The sequence below is a fragment of the Marinomonas pollencensis genome, from assembly GCF_003387375.1.
GTDB lineage: Bacteria > Pseudomonadota > Gammaproteobacteria > Pseudomonadales > Marinomonadaceae > Marinomonas > Marinomonas pollencensis.
On record NZ_QUNG01000003.1, the window covers coordinates 301,140 to 317,926 of the forward strand.

Here is a 16,787-nt window from a genome sequence, read left to right on the forward strand (position 1 = left end):
TTTTGTCACCTTTCTTCACATAATTATTGCATCAATTAAGTTGAATGTTTTTTATACTCCACACATCTATGTAGGATTTTCCCTACAAGCAACAACCAGAAAATCTTACTGATTATAGGGATGGAATGAACCATTATGTTTTTTAAGACAAAAGACAATAGCGCGGAAATTGAAGAAAAAAAGCGTACAGAATTAGACCGTGCCCTGATCCAGTCTTTGCACCAACACTGCGCTATTATTAGCTTTACCCCTGACGGTAAGATCTTAGAAGCTAACTCTCTTTTTCTTAACGCTACAGGTTACCAACTAGAAGAAATCCAAGGCAAACATCACGCTATGTTCTGTCTAGACAGTCTTACCAAAAGCCCTGACTATAAGCTTTTTTGGGATCAGTTAGCGGCAGGAAAAAGCCAAAAAGGCACCTTTCAGCGCAAGCGCAAAGATGGTTCAGACATCTGGCTAGAAGCCACTTATGTCCCCGTCGAGCTAGATGGAAAAATCGTTAAAATCATCAAAACAGCCAACGATATCACCCTAGAGAAATACCAAGCCGATAATCAAAAAGCCGTTTATAACGCCATTGACCGCTCCTCTGCTCTTATTGAGTTTTCACCAGATGGTACGATTCAATTTGCCAATGAAAATTTTTTGAAAACGATGGGCTATCACTCTAAACAAGAAGTCATTGGCAAGCATCATCGCATGTTCTGTCAAGACGAGTTTTATGCTTCTCATCCTAATTTCTGGCAAGAGTTGGCGACGGGTGACTTCAAGACAGGACAGTTCTTACGTATTGACAAACAGGGCAACAAAGTTTGGTTAGAAGCCAGCTATAATCCTATATTTGATGATCAAAATAAGGTCATCAAGGTGGTGAAGTTAGCCTCAGATATCAGCGCTCGCGTGTTGGCTCAAATGGCTATTCAAAACGCGGCAGAAGTGGCCCATACCACCTCAATGCAAACCGCTAAGGTCTCAGAAAATGGCGTAAAAATATTGCAGGATACGGTAAGTACCTCAAACCATATTATCAGTGAAGTTAACGCCTCAAGCGACCTCATTGAACAGCTCAACCGCCAATCAGAAAACATTGCCAAAATAGTCACCACCATTGCTTCGATCGCCGATCAAACCAATTTATTAGCACTTAATGCCGCGATTGAAGCAGCACGGGCGGGAGAACATGGGCGCGGCTTTGCGGTGGTTGCTGACGAGGTGCGCACGCTCGCCTCGCGCACTAGCAGCTCTACCGTTGAAATAGAAACCATGGTGGCACAAAACAGCGAACTGACCCGTAAAGCAAAGAGCAGCATGAACGGCATTCACAATTATTCGAGTCAAAACGCTGAACTAATTAGCCAAGCGGCTGATATTATTGATGAAATTCTAACTGGGGCAGAGCACGTATCAAGTACCGTTAATAAGCTAGTGCAAAGCTCTAACTAAAAACGCCTAATGAAAAAAATGGGAGCGCGAAGCAGATCGCTTCGCACTCCCAATGTAACTTATATCTTACAAGATACTTTTTACAAGATAGAAGCCAACTTAAGATTTTTCAGGCATTTCATGCTCAAGCAGAAGTAATCCAGCACCTGTATTTGAGATAGGTGCATGATAATTGCGATGCAACTGTGTGACCTTACCTCGAAGCGTACCACGCATGGCAATCCACATATTTAACTCAACCGTTTGCGCACCACCTTTTTTCACCAAGTCTAAGTTGCTATAGCGAGTCAATTCTTCTGGATTTGTCACCAATTTATCCATGTATTCAAGGTCGAACTCACGGTTTAAAGTGCCTGCCGCTTCGCCATCAAGTTGGTGAGACATGCCGCCCGTACCAAACACAGCAACGGTCAAATCTTCATCGTAAGATTCAATCGCCTTACCGATGGCTTGTCCTAGTGCGTAGCAGCGTTTAGGTTGTGGCATTGGATATTGCTCACAATTAATACACACAGGAATCACCTTTACATGGCCATAGTCATTACCCGGCCACATAAGGCTTAGCGGCACAGTCAGGCCATGGTCGACTTTCATTTCTTGGCAAATGGTCATATCAAAACCATCGTCGACAAGGCTGTTAGCAATATGCCAAGACAATTCTGATTCGCCGGTCACTGGCGGAATCGTTGCAATTCCCCAACCCTCGTCTGAGTTATGGTATTGATCGGCTACGCCAATCGCAAAGGTGGGTTTTTTATCAATAAAAAACTCCAAACCATGGTCGTTATAAAACAGCACAATGACATCAGGCTTTTTCTCATTAAGCCACTTTCTAACCGGTGGATAGCCATCAAAGAAAGGTTTCCAATAAGGGCTGTCTTCTTGTTTATTAGCCATTGCATTTGCAATGGCTGGAATATGAGAAGTCGTTATTGCGCCAATAATTCTTGCCATTAGCCTTCTCCTGATCCGCGTTTTTTTAACATTGCATTAAACGCGTCAAGGCTTTGTCCGCTTTGAATCGCACCGATATCCTGCATGTTTAACTTCAATAGCCCAGCAAACTTAGCCACATAATAAATACTGCCCCCTTCTTTCAGTAGGGCAATAATATTCCGCTCACGAATGGCTTTAATTTGCCTTTCTGTCAGGCCAAACTTCACACAATATGCATCAGGATCTTGATTAAATTCATCCCTTGCAGATTGCTCATTAAATGAGAAACACATTTTGTTTAAACCATACCCCTTTTTGGCCATATGACCATTAAAGAGGTAGGTGCCAGGAATAGGTTGTTCTGAGTCGTATTCGGACATGGTATGCGCCTTTTGATTATTTTTATGGCGTAGTCAATAGCGGTTCTTTAAGACCAATAAAGCCGCATTGGATTATCCACCAAGAGAGCTTGCTGAAGCTCAGCGGTCGGAGCAATGTGCGGGATAACATCCACCAGATGACCGTCATCTGGTACATGCACCTTCATATTAGGATGAGGCCAATCGGTCCCCCATAAAACACGCTCAGGAAACTTCTCTACTAGGGTTCGTGCAAATGGTACGACATCAGAATAGTCAGGGGCTTGTAAGGTTAAGCGCTCAGGGCAACTTACCTTGCACCACACATTGCTATTATCAGCCATAAAGTCGATAAAGCGTTTAAAATCAGGGTGATCAACACCATTGGCGACACTCGGTGTTCCCATATGATCAACCACAATTGTGGTGTTTAACTCTTTCAAGAAAGGGATTAGCTCAGCAAGATCCGCCGCTTCAAAATACACCACAATATGCCAGCCGAAAGGTCTGATTTTTTCTGCAATAGAAAAGAACACTTCTTTTGGTGTGCTATCAACGAGGCGTTTAACGAAATTAAAACGCACACCGCGAACACCCGCTGCATGCATCTCTTTTAACTCGGCTTCGGTAATCGAATCATCTACAAATGCGACCCCGCGCGCCAATTCACCAGCACTGTTTAGGGCGTCAATTAACGCTGAATTATCGGTACTATGACACGACGCTTGCACAATAACATTACGAGAAAAACCCAAATGATCACGCAGGGCAAAGAGCTGCTGTTTTGATGCATCACACGGCGTGTATTTACGTTTCGGGTGATAAGGAAATTTTTCTGCAGGACCAAAAACGTGGCAATGGGCGTCTACCGCACCAGCTGGCACGACAAAGGTCGGTTTACTGGGTGCAGGGTGAAAAGGAAGATAATCTTTATCCATCATGATTGTGTACCTATTGTTATTCTAGAAACAAAAAATCGCCTAAAGGCCATTTTTATGTGTAAATACCTGTCCATCTAGAAGCTTTCTAGCGGTTCTTAATATCGCAGCAGTGCCGATTTCGCCGTCTTCTGAGCGATCTAAAATGACCGTCATGGAACCAATCGGGTGCTCAACCTCTAGCGTCATACGGCTTGCTTCAGTCAATACCGCCACGGTTTTAGCCGGTGAGCCATCCAGTACTGCGGCAGTAGCGACACTTACCGCACCCAATACCCCGATAGAAGCATGGCAGCGATGAGGTATAAAGGTTCGCGTCGAAATGGCACCGCCATTTGTCGGTGCGCTGACCATGGTCATTTTCGGTACCGATTTAGACGACACATCACCAAGATTCATCATTTTTCCCGCCTGTAGACGGATCGATTCCAACTTCGCTTTTAGTGCCTCATTGGCTTCTAGAGTCTCACGGCTTTCGGTACCAGTAATCCCTACGTCCTGAGCGCACATCACGACTACCGGCATGCCATTATCAATACAGGTTACTGCAACGCCATCAATCACATCGACCGTGTTACCAGTGGGCAATAAAGCGCCACAACTGGACCCTGCAGTGTCTTTAAAAGTGATCGGCACTGGGGCCGAAAAACCCGGTACGCCGTCAATCCGTGCATCCCCTTCATATTGCACTTCACCCTCTTTGACCATGACGCGCGCCACGGCAATTTGTCCGGTATTTTGCATAAAGATTCGCACTGCGACTTCACCGTCCTGCGGCGCCTTAACCAATCCTCTTTCTAGAGCAAAAGGCCCAACACCGGCAAGAATATTGCCACAATTCTGTGCATCGCTCACCACAGCTTGGTCAACAAAAACCTGTAGAAACAAATAATCTACATCCGCATCCTGACGGCTTGATTGCTGAACTAAGGCGACTTTTGACGCTAACGGATCTGCCCCGCCGATACCATCAATTTGGCGATCGTCAGGGGAACCCATGACGCGCAACAAGAAAGCATCTCGCTGCGCTTCATTGGCTGGTAAATCGGATGCGATAAAGTAAGCACCTTTCGAAGTCCCGCCACGCATCCACATACAAGACGTGCCTTGATTAGACATATTTCAAACCTTTCGCTTCTAGGCGAGGGCGCATTTCATATATATCCAACCCTAACTCGCCATTCGCCATACGAACTCGCTTCGCCTCTTCATTCGCCATACGAGCACGAGCCAACTCCAGCACTTCAGCGGCTTTTTCACGACGTACAACCACTACCCCATCATCATCCGCCACAATGACATCACCGGCATTGACCGTTTGTTCTGCGCAAACGATTTGCACATTCACCGAACCCAGGGTTTCTTTGATAGTACCTTCAGAAAAAACAGCTTTTGACCAAACTGGGAAGTTCATTTGACGAAGGTCTCGTGTGTCACGAACACCGCCATCAATAATTAACCCCACAACGCCTCGTGACTGTGCTGATGTGGCCAACAAATCACCGAAGAAACCGTGAATAGAAGGAGAGGTCGGAGCGAAGACCATGACATCTCCTGCCTGACATTGCTCTATCGCAACATGCATCATCCAGTTATCCCCTGCGGCACCAGAGATGGTCACCGCCGAGCCTGCTATGGTTTTATCCATTTGGATGGGGCGTATATAGTGCGCTAATAGACCAACACGGCCTTGTGCTTCATGGATAGTCGCCACACCGCACTCAGCCAACCCGTCAATGACAGATTGCTCAGCTCGCTGGATCTGTTGAACCACTTTATTTTCCCTCATAACCTGCTCCTTATGCTTGTAGGCGACTAAAGACACGGCGCGCATTGCCTTCGAAAATTTCTTGCTTCTGCGCTGCACTCAATACTGTGTTGTTATCGATATAACGTTTTGTATCATCAAAATAATGGCCGGACTCTGGATCAACACCTCGCACTGCACCAATCATTTCAGAGGCAAACAAGATGTTCTTGGTCGGGATAATATCCAGCAACAAATCAATGCCACGTTGATGGTAAACACAGGTATCAAAATAAACGTTATTCAACACACGCTCGGCAAGGTCAAAACCTTGGTCTTGTGCCAATCCACGGAAGCGCCCCCAGTGATATGGAACCGCACCACCGCCATGGGGAATAATGACCTTAAGCTCAGGGAAATCCTTAAACACATCAGACATCATCAGCTGTTGAAAGCCTGTCGTGTCTGCACCCAAATAATGAGAACCCGTGGTATGAAAGCAGTCATTGCATGCTGCGCTCACGTGAATCATCGCGGGGATATCGTACTCACACATTTTTTCGTAAATTGGATAGAAAGAACGGTCTGCCAATGACGCATCTTGCCAATGACCACCACTCGGGTCTGGGTTCAAATTGATGCCAATGAAGCCCATTTGCTCAACCGTACGCACAATTTCGGCGACGGATTTCGCCGGATCGACACCTGGAGACTGAGGCAATTGAGCCACAGGGGCAAAGTTTTCTGGGAAAAGATCACACACACGACGAATTAGGTCATTTTGATGCTCTGTCCAATATTGGCTCGTGTACTCATTACCAATATGATGACCCATCCAGCTAGCACGCGGAGAAAAAATGGTTAAATCCGTGCCTCGCTCTTGCTGTAAGCGAAGTTGGTTATTAATAATACTGTCACGGATTTCATCATCTGAAACGACTACTTTTCCTTTTTCTCCAACAAACGAAGGGTCTTTAGCAACCTGCTCTTTTTGTTTATCTCGGTATTCACCTACCCCAGGAGGAGTGGTCGTGTAATGACCATGGCAATCTATAATCATGCTACTGCTCTCTTTCTTGTTTATGGTAACTAACACCCGCAAACAGCACACAGCGCAAAGAAAATGAAACACGCACCGTCTATGCCGCAAGTGAAAATTGATAGCTGAGTATTGATTTCTGACGCCACTTTGAACAGTTCAATTTAACTTAAAAGATATTGATTTTTGATATAGAAGAGAATTTAGATTTGAATATTCGCCTGACCCTTGAGCGCATAAAAAAGCCTTTAGTAATTTAAAGAGGGCATCTGAAAAACAAAACAAACAATTGATTTATAATATATTTTTTTAGAAATAGATATTTAATAACAAGACGTAACCAGTTCTTCTCAGCGATAGGCAGCCAAAAGAGGCACTTCCCCTTTTCCTATTATGCATTCAGTTTTTATGACATAAGAAAATCATACGCGATAAGCTAAGTCCCATAGCAAACCTCAGGCCAGCACCTAGACCGCTGACCATAAGGGCTTTACAGGTAAAAAAAAGCCGCTTCTAGAAGCGGCTATTAGACAATATCGTGTGTTGAATTAGAGTTGCGTTAATACGTATTCTGCAGAACTCACCTTGTATTCACCTGGCTCATCAAGCCATAGCTTTTGTACGATTCCATGATCGACTAACATCGCATAACGCAAGCTACGAATTCCCATTTTAGCCGCTGAAATATCCAGTTCTAAGCCAAGAGAATGGGTAAATTCTGCCAGTCCATCTGCTGCCATCACAAGGTGCTCAGCGTTGTTTGCTTCGCCCCATGCATGCATGACAAAAACATCATTAACAGACAAGCACACCACTTCATCGATGCCTTTTTCTTTAAACGCGTCGAAATGAACCACATAACCTGGAAGGTGGCTCGCACTACAAGTTGGAGTAAATGCTCCTGGCACTGCAAACATCAGTACTTTTTTTCCTGAGAAAAATTCAGTCACATCAACGCTTTCAGGGCCTTCAACACCCATAATTTGAAATTGACCATTAGGCAACATATCCCCAATTTGAACCGCCATTCTGATACTCCATAAAATAATAACGAGCGCATATTACAGGAAAAAAGCCTTCTATCGAGGGGCTACCCGCTAAATCCGCATTATTACACCGTTTTGAACTGTGTTAACAGTGCTCTTTGGTGTGTGGCCAAGGAAGAAAGTCGGCTACTGTCTTGCTCGCTTTGATCCGCGCCATGGGCGGCTTGATCCGACATGTCAGAAATCTCATGGACACTTTTGGTAATGTCCTGAGCCACTAAGGACTGTTGCTCTGCAGCGGTGGCAATTTGAGTACTTAAATCGCGTATTTCAGCCATGCTGGCTTGCAACTCATTAATAGAAGTTCCTACAAGACGGGTGTTTTCAACACTGCTGTAAGCCCCATTCCGGCTTTCTTCCATGCTCGCTACCGTTTGTTTCACGCTTTGCTGCAGCTGATTGATCACATGCTGTATTTCTTCTGTAGAGCTGTGAGTACGCGTTGCTAAAGTACGCACTTCATCAGCCACCACGGCAAAGCCACGCCCATGCTCTCCAGCTCGGGCAGCCTCAATTGCAGCATTCAAGGCTAACAAATTGGTCTGTTCCGCGATTTCTTGAATGACTTCCAATATGCGACCAATATTTTGTGAATACTCATCAAGCTGATTCACCACAGCCGTCGATTGCTCGAGTTGCGTAACCAGATGCTCTACATCGGTAATATTACGCTCCATTTGCTCACGACTTTCATTGGCTCGTAGGTCCACATGCTGAATTTGACTTAATGTAATTTCAGAGTTTTTAGCCACCTCTTGTACCGTCGCGGCCATTTCTGTCATGGCAGTCGCAACGCTCGAGGTTTGCTCATTTTGCGAGCGCATCAGCACTTTGGTGTCTCCCGCTAAACGAACATTATTCTGCGCTGACTCAGAAACATCATTTGATGCTTTATCAATATCCTTCATCACTTGCTGTAATTTTACAACTAAGTCATTGACCCAGCGTGATAAATCACCAAATTCGTCGTTTGTTTTCACTTGACTGCGCTGAGTAAAGTCCCCTTCAGAGATTTTCCCTAAAACGACCATAACTTCATTAAGAGGACGACGAATACTCCGACTCACCCACAGCGTAATGGCAATCGCAATCAAGACAGAAACCAGCAACACGACCCCCATCATCAAAGTAGAAAAAGCCGCACTGTCATTCGCGGCCACTTTCGCTTGATCACGCATAGACACAGTACTATTTAGTAACGCCTTGGTTAACTCATCGACTTTAGACATGCTAGAAGAAAGCTGCTTAGCAATCACTTCGGCTTCTTGATTGAGGCGGGTGTATTCATAAAAGTCATTGATGACACTATCTTGCTTCTGAATTTCCTCGGCCAGCAAATCAATTGAATCTTTAATATCCACGTTATTTAGATAGTTTAATTTATCCTCTAAACCAACAAACGTTTTGGCCATCGTTTCCTTCATGGACTGCATGTCCGTAAGGTCTGTCGTGTCAAAATAGTCACCTATTGATACTTGTAGGCTTTCTAGACGAATACGCACGTAAGATGCGGCAAACTTCGCCGCTTGGGTACCACTGTCATCACTAATGGATGTAAGGTCATCGATGGTGTAGGCAAGATCGTCTTTTAGATCGAATTTCTTATCTGGGATTTTGGCCTGCAGATTCAGCTTACGCTCATGATTCGTAAAAGCCACTTGCGTCGTTTTATAAAAGGTCTGCAGCTGAAGGTTCATCTCATTCAGCAGATCCTCCATCACGGGATGTTTGCTGACACTCTGCTGTAGCTCAGCAGACAACGAATCGGTATCGGCTTTATAACCCTCGAAAGATTTTTTTAACCCTGCTAATGAATCAGGTGATTTGCTTAACAGATATTGCAGCACGGCGGCATTGGCCAACGACAAATCATGGCTCAGCTCGTTACTTTGAGCGCTAATCTGAGCAACATTTCCTGTAATATCATTAAGACTGCCTTCAATTTTTTTAATACCAGTAAAGCCTGAGCCAGCAATAACAAGCAATAACAATAGTAAAACACCAAAGCCCAACAAGATCCTCTGGATTACAGATAGTGACATAACTAACCTCTAGCTAATGGAATTAATCTTCATATTATCTGCATGAAACAGGCCATATATTGGCAGAAAACCGACCTAATGGACAATTTATATCTAATGACACTTTTACTTCACTGACTGGCAGTTTAGCTCTTCTATCTGTGATCAAATGGCTAGCCATAGGCTTCCAGTAAGGGATCTGCTAAATTCAACTCATAATGACTATCAGGTTTCAGCTAGCCATGGATCAACCGCTCTACGAACAAGTCGCGCAGCAAATAGAAAAGCAAATTCTTGCAGGGACTTTTTTGCCCAATACCCGCATCCCTTCTCTAAGAAAATCCAGCAAACAGTTTAACGTTAGTATTGCTACAGTTATGCAAGCTTTTAGCCTATTAGAAGATCGCGGCTTAATAAAAGCGCGACCGCAAAAAGGCTACTTTGTACAAAGCCATCAACCCAACAGTGATGCGGCACAAATTACCCCAAAAAAGTACGATGGACATATGCACCGCTTACTCAATCAGCTGCTGCATGCCTCACAAGATAAAAACATTGCGCCTTTTGGCGCGGCCATTCCCTACAGTGATTTTCTCCCCATTAAGCAATTACAACGCTCTGTCGTGAGGTTAATGCGTGCCGACCCTGAAATTTGCTCCAGCTATGAGTTTACCCCTGGTTCACTAGAGCTTCGGCGACAAATTGCGATTCGCATGCTCGATACGGGCTGCCGACTGCAAGCTGATGACATCACCATTACGTTAGGCTGCCAAAATGCCATTATGCTGGCCTTGCAAGCCACCACCCAACCAGGGGACACAATTGCCATCGAAAGTCCGGCCTATCATGGCGTATTACAAGCCATCGAGGTACTGCACTTAAAAGCCATCGAAATTCCTTGCTCAGAAGACACTGGCATCGATCTTCAGCAACTTGAACAGGCCGCACAGCAATGGCCAATCAAGGCTTGTATTGTGACACCAAACAATCAAAACCCTACCGGGGCGACTCTCTCCAGCCACGCTCGGCAACACTTATTAAATATTGCCAGTCGCCATGATATCGCTTTAATAGAAGATGATGTTTATGGGGAATTGGGGTATCAAGAGCAACGTGAAGCGGCCTTAAAGGCCAATGACCACGAAGGTCGAGTCTTGTATTGCAGCTCTTTTTCAAAAAGCATCGCGCCGGGGTTTAGAGTAGGTTGGATAGTGGGAGGACGCTACCAAGACAAGATAGAGCATTACGCCTATGTTCAATCGCTGGCTATCCCCACCGTTACACAAACCGCCATCGCCCATTTTTTGGAACACGGCGCCTATGATCGTCATCTGCGTAAAACACGGCAACGCTATCAGGCCAACCTAGCCCGCTGCCAAACCTTGGTGCTTGATGCCTTCCCTGATGGAACACGCGTTTCTCACCCATCTGGAGGCTGCTTACTCTGGGTTACATTGCCTGATGCAGTTGATGCCATGCAGCTCTATCAGCAAGCAATGGCTCAAAAAATTGGCCTTTTGCCCGGCTTAGCGTTCAGCCTTTCAAACCAATTCTCCCATCATTTAAGGCTAAATTATGCTGTTTTATGGGATCAAAAAAACCTGCAAGCTTTATCAGATTTAGGTTCTTTAGTGCATGCCTTACAAAACGATGTGCTGACTGATAACGACATTTATCAACACTCTCCGACATAAGTTTTCAAAAACTCATGATTTATAACGTATTTTAAGTGGCAAACTGATAGAAAATGGATTAATTCTTAAATAGTGCCTGATTAAGGCTTTTTTCTTATAAGCTGAAGTTATGAATGTTTATTTTGCTATCTTAAAATTCGTCTGTACAGTCCGAACAGAAAGCGTACAATTCGCATTCTTTTTTAAACACTCTGCCTTTGCGGCCGATAACTTTAATACTTGAATTAGCTGGCTTGTTGCGATGGAATTTGTTTCACATCCGAAAGACCTTCCTTTAGAGATCACTCTCATAGAGGATCAACCTTTTCCTGTTTCAAATGGGAAAGATGTAGGGTTCGCCGGAATTACATGTTTTGCAGCCCAATACTTTGAAAGTGGGCGTTCAGTAAGAGTTACCCTAGAAGAAATCGACCCTAACTTTTGCGTTACTGGCCGTGTTGTCTGGTGTGACTGCGAAATGAACGAATACAAGGTCGCAATAGAATTCCCGATCAAAGACGAGTGCTATTGTGTGCGGATGGTTGAGCAACTGTCTCAAATTGAGCACTATCGACGCCAAGCTAAAACACAAGGCCGTCGTCTTAACTACAACGAAGCAGCGGCAGAGTGGATCCAGAAATTCGCAGCATCCTTCCCCGCATTTATCACCTAAAAGACCTTTATGACCCAATCTCTATCTCAACGTGATATTGACATTATCACTGACCAACTTGGTCGCACACCAAGTGGCATTAGCGCTATTGCACACTACTCTCCCAACCAGATTCCACAAGTACTCGAAATGGAAACCTGGGTGTTTGACCAACCTTTTCCCACACTGTACTGGTTATCTAGTAAAGCCATTGATAAGGCGCTTGCTAAAATCGAAAGCCAAGGGGTTGTAAAAGAGCTAGAACAGCGCATTAAAGACGACGAAACATTGCGCGAAGCCCACCACAATTCGCATCGCGACTACATTGCGCGACGCTGGGCAGCCATGAGTGACGAGCACAAAGCCATTATTGAAGAAAAAGGCTTTAAACCGTTATTTGAGAAACTCGGTATTGGTGGTATCAAAAACTGGGATCAAGTTCGTTGCTTACACATGCAATACGCCCATCACCTAGCTGGCGATAATGTCATTGGTCGCATTCTGGATGAAGAGTACGACATAAGAAGCATCGCAGACGCAGAATAACTGCCATTACAACAAGAGCCATAAAACACGCTCTCGTTTGGCATAGACAATAAAAAACCAGACTCAGTGAATGAAAACTTGAGTCTGGTTTTTTTCGTTTTTGCTCTCGCGATGATAAGCGATTTATTCTTCAGGGCGTGTACGGACTCGATTAACGGCTTCTTGCCAGCCTGCGTATAATTTTTCGCCCGTGCCTTGCGCCATACTTGGTTCAAATTGCTTTTCGGCCTGCCATAATTCACTAATCGCTTCTAGCGAAGAGAAAATACCAACCTGCAATCCGGCTAAATATGCCGCACCTAATGCCGTGGTTTCGGTGATTTTTGGACGCTCTACTTCTACTTCCAATAGGTCACTTAAAAACTGCACCATGACATCGTTAATCACCATGCCGCCATCGATGCGCAACGAACGGAAAGTCGCGCCATCCTGCGCCATAGCGCCAACCAAATCCTTGGTTTGATAACAAACTGAACGCAATCCTGCACTGACAATATCAGCCACACTGGTATCTCGAGTCAATCCAATCATTGCCCCCCTAGCGTCTGGGTCCCAATAAGGAGCCCCTAAGCCAGTAAACGCAGGCACCAAATACACAGAATCACCATTCAAGGCTTGTTGCGCCAAGCTTTGCGTTTCTTTTGCATCTTTAAATAAATTTAAACCATCCCGTAGCCACTGGATCGCCGCTCCCGCGACAAAAATACTGCCTTCTAAAGCATAAGTGACCTTACCATTTAACCGGTAACCCACCGTGGTAAGCAGTTTATGTTCTGAGCGCAGCGGCTTGTCGCCTGTGTTCAAAATGAGAAAGCAGCCCGTACCATAAGTACTTTTTACCATGCCCGCTTTGAAGCAAGCTTGACCTATAAGAGCCGCTTGCTGATCACCTGCCATTCCGTTCACTGGAATGCTTGCTCCTAACCATGACTCATCAATGACACCAAAATCGGCACTGCAATCCATCACTTCAGGCAAAATAACCTGCTCAATCCCAAATGCCTCAATCAACTCTTGATCCCACTCTTGGGTATGGATATTAAACGCCATGGTACGAGCGGCATTCGTTGCATCTGTTTTATGGGATCGGCCTTTGGTTAAGCGCCATAATAAGAAACTGTCTACCGTGCCAAACGCCAACTTGTTTTGCTGCGCTTTTTCTTTCGCTCCCTCTACATTGTCAATGATCCAACGTATCTTAGTAGCGGAAAAATAAGGGTCGATCAACAGACCAGTTTTTTCTTGCACACGCTCACTCAACCCCTGCTGGTGCAAGGTATGACAAAATTCACTGGTACGTCTATCCTGCCATACAATGGCGTTATAAATAGGCTGCCCCGTTTCTGTATCCCAAAGAATGGTGGTTTCCCGCTGATTGGTAATACCAATACTGGCTACCGATTTGGCATCGATACCTGTATCCTTGAGCACAGCACGACAGACGCTTAATGTGGACGTCCATATATCTTCAGGATCATGCTCAACCCAGCCATCATGGGGAAAATGTTGCGAGAATTCCTGTTGAGATTGACCTACTCGCTGCCCTAACTCATCAAATAAAATAGCACGAGAGCTAGTGGTGCCTTGATCAATCGCAAGAATATACTTTTTCATAGGAAAGGCTCTTTTAGGTCACTGTCATCTGGCATAAGCATTACGCCTGAGACTTTTTATTTTTTTTGTTTTGAACATAAATGTTCAAATGTGAATATCGGCTATTAAAAACCAATCTAGGCTTCTTTAGCAAGCAGTAAACTTTTTTAGGAGAATGAATCGATATGGGTCAGCAAACTCGCCAAGAGAAAATCGTCGCCATTGCTAAAGAAAAAGGGTATGTGACGATTGATGAATTGGCCAGCAAATTTTCCGTTACACCGCAAACCATTCGACGCGACATCAACGCCCTTGCTGAAGCTGAGCAAATCCGACGTCATCATGGTGGCGCGAGCTATGACTCAAGCACAACCAATGTAGCTTATGCTACACGCCAAATTATGCAGCATTCCGCCAAAGAGCAAATCGCCAGAAAATTGGCAGCCGAGATACCCAACTATGCATCCTTGTTTATCAATATCGGCACCACCACAGAAACCGTTGCACGAGCCCTGCTAAATCATCAAGGCCTACAGGTCATTACGAACAATTTGAATGTGGCTACCATTCTAAGCAGTAAGGAAGATTTTACCGTGATCATCGCTGGCGGTACCGTCCGCTCACGAGATGGTGGCGTAATGGGGGAAGCGACTATCGATTTCATCAATCAGTTCCGTGTCGATTATGGCATTATAGGCATTAGTGGCATAGACCCGAATGATGGCTCTCTACTGGATTATGATTATCAGGAAGTGCGTGTCGCACAAAGTATTATTGCCAACTCTCGTAATGTCTTTTTAGCGGCAGACAGCGTGAAATTTGGTCGTAATGCGGTGGTACGACTGGGTAATATTACTCAAGTTGACCGCCTGTTCACAGAAGAACACCCACCTAAGCCCATTCTTACGCTTATGAAAGAGCATCAGGTACGCCTTGAGCTTTGCGGCTCGCAACCTTAACACCTGTCATTGTCTGACCATTTACACACTATCCCATCTTAATAAAAAGCGACTATCTTAAAAGAAGAGGTCGCTTGCATTATTTGCCACTCAATGGCTTTTCCTTAAATACTCCACAGAAAATACCACTTGAAGCTTGCCAGCGGTCATATCAAGGTCTACTATCGAACATTAATATTCGTTTTCGAACAAAAATGAACATTATTATTCGAAATTCATAATGGGGCAGGCTATGAAACAAACACATTTCGACTTATTTATTGTCGGTGGTGGCATCAATGGTACAGGTATCGCAGCCGATGCAGCAGGTCGCGGCTTAAGTGTTGGATTGTGTGAAATGGGCGACCTTGCCCACGCAACTTCCTCCTCTAGCAGCAAACTTATCCATGGTGGTTTGCGTTATCTGGAGCATTATGAATTTCGTTTGGTGCGAGAAGCTCTAACAGAACGTGAAGTACTGCTTAAAATTGCCCCTCACCTTGTCACGCCATTGCGCTTTCAAATGCCACATCGCCCACATTTACGCCCTGCTTGGTTAATTCGCCTTGGTTTGTTCTTATACGATAATTTAGGTAAGCGTGAAGCTTTAGCAGGCTCTCATGGGGTCAAATATGGTGCAGACAGCCCACTAAAAAGCGACATCAGCAAAGGCTTTGAATATTCAGACTGCTGGGTAGACGATGCTCGTCTTGTGGTCATTAATGCGCTTAGTGCCCAACAAAATGGAGCGGATATTTTTGCCCGCACTCGCTGTATTTCTGCTCAAAGAGAAAAGGGGCAGTGGTTAATCACCCTAGAAAACCAGCAAACAAAAGAAGTACACAATATTACCGCTGACGCACTCGTAAATGCCGCTGGGCCTTGGGTGTCATCTTTTATTAAAAGCCAAATGGAACAAAAACCACCCTATGGTATTCGCATGATCAAGGGAAGCCATATTGTGGTGCCAAGGCTGTACCAACACGCCAATGCATTTATTATGCAAAACACAGATAAACGCATTGTGTTTGCTATTCCTTACCGTGAACATTACACCTTAATTGGTACCACGGATGTGGAATATCACGGCGATCCAGATAAAGTAGCGATTTCAGAAGAAGAAACCCAATACATTCTTGGGGTTGCAAACCAACACTTTAAAAAGCAATTAACCGCGGCGGATATTGTCTGGAGCTATTCTGGTGTTCGACCATTATTAGAAGATGAATCAGACAATCCTTCAGCCGTTACTCGTGACTACACCTTGCATCTAGATGACGCGAATAGTCAGGCACCATTATTAAGTATTTTTGGCGGAAAAATAACCACTTACCGCCAACTTGCCCTGTCGGCATTAAAGCAACTTACTCCCTATTTCCCTGCCATTGGCCAACCCTGGACAGACTCTCGACCTCTACCAGGTGGCGATTTAGGTATGCCACTTGATGCCTTCACTCTGCAATTACAAAAACGCTACCCTTTCCTTTCGGCGCATATGGCAAAACGTTTTGCCATGAGCTACGGCACATTAACGCACACTTTATTAAACACAGTGAACTCCCAAGAAGACTTAGGGAAACTGTTTGGTGCAGAGCTTTATCAAGCAGAAGTGGACTATTTAATTAACCATGAATGGGCATACACTGCGGAAGATATTTTATGGCGCAGAACAAAACTTGGCTTGGAGTTTACTCCAGAACAAGTCACTGAGTTAGAGAGTTATATTCAACAGACCTTAGCAAGCGCTGCTTGATAATACTCAACATCACTCCAAAGCCCACTTAAGCAATTGTCTAAGTGGGCTTTTTTTGATTTACTCATAGTAAGAATCTCACCGAAAATCCACCTCATCA

General features: G+C 44.7%; 15 protein-coding genes. 6 read left to right on the top strand and 9 right to left on the bottom strand.

All coding sequences use genetic code 11. From position 1 onward, the window contains the following. The first annotated feature begins 135 nt into the window (after nucleotides 1-135). A complete protein-coding gene (locus DFP81_RS18505; protein ID WP_115896948.1) occupies nucleotides 136-1,446 on the top strand; it encodes a methyl-accepting chemotaxis protein in 1,311 nt (436 codons plus the stop codon). 99 nt (nucleotides 1,447-1,545) lie between these two features. On the opposite strand, the gene DFP81_RS06520 is transcribed toward DFP81_RS18505, so the two are convergent. The 8 genes from DFP81_RS06520 to DFP81_RS06555 form a co-directional block, all read right to left on the bottom strand. After that, a complete protein-coding gene (locus DFP81_RS06520) occupies nucleotides 1,546-2,400 on the bottom strand; it encodes a class III extradiol dioxygenase family protein (protein ID WP_115896949.1) in 855 nt (284 codons plus the stop codon). Then, a complete protein-coding gene (locus DFP81_RS06525) occupies nucleotides 2,400-2,762 on the bottom strand; it encodes a protocatechuate 4,5-dioxygenase subunit alpha (protein ID WP_115896950.1) in 363 nt (120 codons plus the stop codon). The genes DFP81_RS06520 and DFP81_RS06525 overlap by 1 nt, the downstream gene beginning before the upstream one ends. A 47-nt stretch (nucleotides 2,763-2,809) precedes the next feature. Then, nucleotides 2,810-3,682 (bottom strand): amidohydrolase family protein, encoded by an 873-nt coding sequence (locus DFP81_RS06530; protein ID WP_281272019.1) that lies wholly within the window; start codon nucleotides 3,680-3,682, stop codon nucleotides 2,810-2,812. Between the two features lie 39 nt (nucleotides 3,683-3,721). After that, nucleotides 3,722-4,798 carry a 4-oxalomesaconate tautomerase gene (locus DFP81_RS06535; protein ID WP_115896951.1) on the bottom strand — a complete coding sequence of 359 codons (1,077 nt, stop codon included), beginning with the start codon at nucleotides 4,796-4,798 and terminating at the stop codon, nucleotides 3,722-3,724. Continuing rightward, a complete protein-coding gene (locus DFP81_RS06540) occupies nucleotides 4,791-5,468 on the bottom strand; it encodes a 4-carboxy-4-hydroxy-2-oxoadipate aldolase/oxaloacetate decarboxylase (protein ID WP_115896952.1) in 678 nt (225 codons plus the stop codon). Before DFP81_RS06540 ends, DFP81_RS06535 begins: the two co-directional genes overlap by 8 nt. A 10-nt stretch (nucleotides 5,469-5,478) precedes the next feature. Continuing rightward, nucleotides 5,479-6,486 (bottom strand): amidohydrolase family protein, encoded by a 1,008-nt coding sequence (locus DFP81_RS06545; RefSeq protein WP_115896953.1) that lies wholly within the window; start codon nucleotides 6,484-6,486, stop codon nucleotides 5,479-5,481. Nucleotides 6,487-7,013: 527 nt separating this feature from the next. Further along, nucleotides 7,014-7,493, bottom strand: coding sequence for a peroxiredoxin (locus DFP81_RS06550; RefSeq protein ID WP_115896954.1), 480 nt, complete (start codon nucleotides 7,491-7,493; stop codon nucleotides 7,014-7,016). Between the two features lie 83 nt (nucleotides 7,494-7,576). Further along, a complete protein-coding gene (locus DFP81_RS06555; RefSeq protein ID WP_115896955.1) occupies nucleotides 7,577-9,553 on the bottom strand; it encodes a methyl-accepting chemotaxis protein in 1,977 nt (658 codons plus the stop codon). A 221-nt stretch (nucleotides 9,554-9,774) separates the two neighbouring features. On the opposite strand from DFP81_RS06555, the gene DFP81_RS06560 reads away from it, so the two are divergent. The 3 genes from DFP81_RS06560 to DFP81_RS06570 all read left to right on the top strand — a co-directional run bounded on the left by DFP81_RS06560 (nucleotide 9,775) and on the right by DFP81_RS06570 (nucleotide 12,403). After that, nucleotides 9,775-11,226 carry an aminotransferase-like domain-containing protein gene (locus tag DFP81_RS06560; RefSeq protein WP_115897028.1) on the top strand — a complete coding sequence of 484 codons (1,452 nt, stop codon included), beginning with the start codon at nucleotides 9,775-9,777 and terminating at the stop codon, nucleotides 11,224-11,226. A gap of 241 nt (nucleotides 11,227-11,467) precedes the next feature. Further along, complete coding sequence (locus DFP81_RS06565) at nucleotides 11,468-11,878, top strand: PilZ domain-containing protein (RefSeq protein ID WP_115896956.1); 411 nt, start codon at nucleotides 11,468-11,470, stop codon at nucleotides 11,876-11,878. Between the two features lie 9 nt (nucleotides 11,879-11,887). After that, entirely contained in the window at nucleotides 11,888-12,403 is a 516-nt protein-coding gene (locus DFP81_RS06570) for a DUF501 domain-containing protein (protein WP_115896957.1), read from the top strand. Between the two features lie 123 nt (nucleotides 12,404-12,526). On the opposite strand, the gene glpK is transcribed toward DFP81_RS06570, so the two are convergent. Further along, nucleotides 12,527-14,017 carry a glycerol kinase GlpK gene (gene glpK / locus DFP81_RS06575; protein ID WP_115896958.1) on the bottom strand — a complete coding sequence of 497 codons (1,491 nt, stop codon included), beginning with the start codon at nucleotides 14,015-14,017 and terminating at the stop codon, nucleotides 12,527-12,529. A gap of 164 nt (nucleotides 14,018-14,181) precedes the next feature. Between glpK and DFP81_RS06580 the strand changes: the two genes are divergently transcribed. Both DFP81_RS06580 and glpD read left to right on the top strand, forming a co-directional pair. Beyond that, entirely contained in the window at nucleotides 14,182-14,955 is a 774-nt protein-coding gene (locus DFP81_RS06580) for a DeoR/GlpR family transcriptional regulator (RefSeq protein WP_115896959.1), read from the top strand. Nucleotides 14,956-15,187: 232 nt separating this feature from the next. Then, the gene (gene glpD, locus DFP81_RS06585; protein WP_115896960.1) at nucleotides 15,188-16,687 is read left to right on the top strand and encodes a glycerol-3-phosphate dehydrogenase; all 1,500 of its coding nucleotides are present in this window, start codon (nucleotides 15,188-15,190) and stop codon (nucleotides 16,685-16,687) included. Nucleotides 16,688-16,787: the final 100 nt, after the last annotated feature.

Excerpts from the sequence above, each read along its gene's own strand:
- DFP81_RS18505 (WP_115896948.1), top strand. The coding sequence starts at position 136 with ATGTTTTTTAAGACAAAAGACAATAGCGCGGAAATTGAAGAAAAAAAG.
- DFP81_RS06520 (WP_115896949.1), bottom strand. The coding sequence starts at position 2,400 with ATGGCAAGAATTATTGGCGCAATAACGACTTCTCATATTCCAGCCATT.
- DFP81_RS06525 (WP_115896950.1), bottom strand. The coding sequence starts at position 2,762 with ATGTCCGAATACGACTCAGAACAACCTATTCCTGGCACCTACCTCTTT.
- DFP81_RS06530 (WP_281272019.1), bottom strand. The coding sequence starts at position 3,682 with ATGATGGATAAAGATTATCTTCCTTTTCACCCTGCACCCAGTAAACCG.
- DFP81_RS06535 (WP_115896951.1), bottom strand. The coding sequence starts at position 4,798 with ATGTCTAATCAAGGCACGTCTTGTATGTGGATGCGTGGCGGGACTTCG.
- DFP81_RS06540 (WP_115896952.1), bottom strand. The coding sequence starts at position 5,468 with ATGAGGGAAAATAAAGTGGTTCAACAGATCCAGCGAGCTGAGCAATCT.
- DFP81_RS06545 (WP_115896953.1), bottom strand. The coding sequence starts at position 6,486 with ATGATTATAGATTGCCATGGTCATTACACGACCACTCCTCCTGGGGTA.
- DFP81_RS06550 (WP_115896954.1), bottom strand. The coding sequence starts at position 7,493 with ATGGCGGTTCAAATTGGGGATATGTTGCCTAATGGTCAATTTCAAATT.
- DFP81_RS06555 (WP_115896955.1), bottom strand. The coding sequence starts at position 9,553 with ATGTCACTATCTGTAATCCAGAGGATCTTGTTGGGCTTTGGTGTTTTA.
- DFP81_RS06560 (WP_115897028.1), top strand. The coding sequence starts at position 9,775 with ATGGATCAACCGCTCTACGAACAAGTCGCGCAGCAAATAGAAAAGCAA.
- DFP81_RS06565 (WP_115896956.1), top strand. The coding sequence starts at position 11,468 with ATGGAATTTGTTTCACATCCGAAAGACCTTCCTTTAGAGATCACTCTC.
- DFP81_RS06570 (WP_115896957.1), top strand. The coding sequence starts at position 11,888 with ATGACCCAATCTCTATCTCAACGTGATATTGACATTATCACTGACCAA.
- glpK (WP_115896958.1), bottom strand. The coding sequence starts at position 14,017 with ATGAAAAAGTATATTCTTGCGATTGATCAAGGCACCACTAGCTCTCGT.
- DFP81_RS06580 (WP_115896959.1), top strand. The coding sequence starts at position 14,182 with ATGGGTCAGCAAACTCGCCAAGAGAAAATCGTCGCCATTGCTAAAGAA.
- glpD (WP_115896960.1), top strand. The coding sequence starts at position 15,188 with ATGAAACAAACACATTTCGACTTATTTATTGTCGGTGGTGGCATCAAT.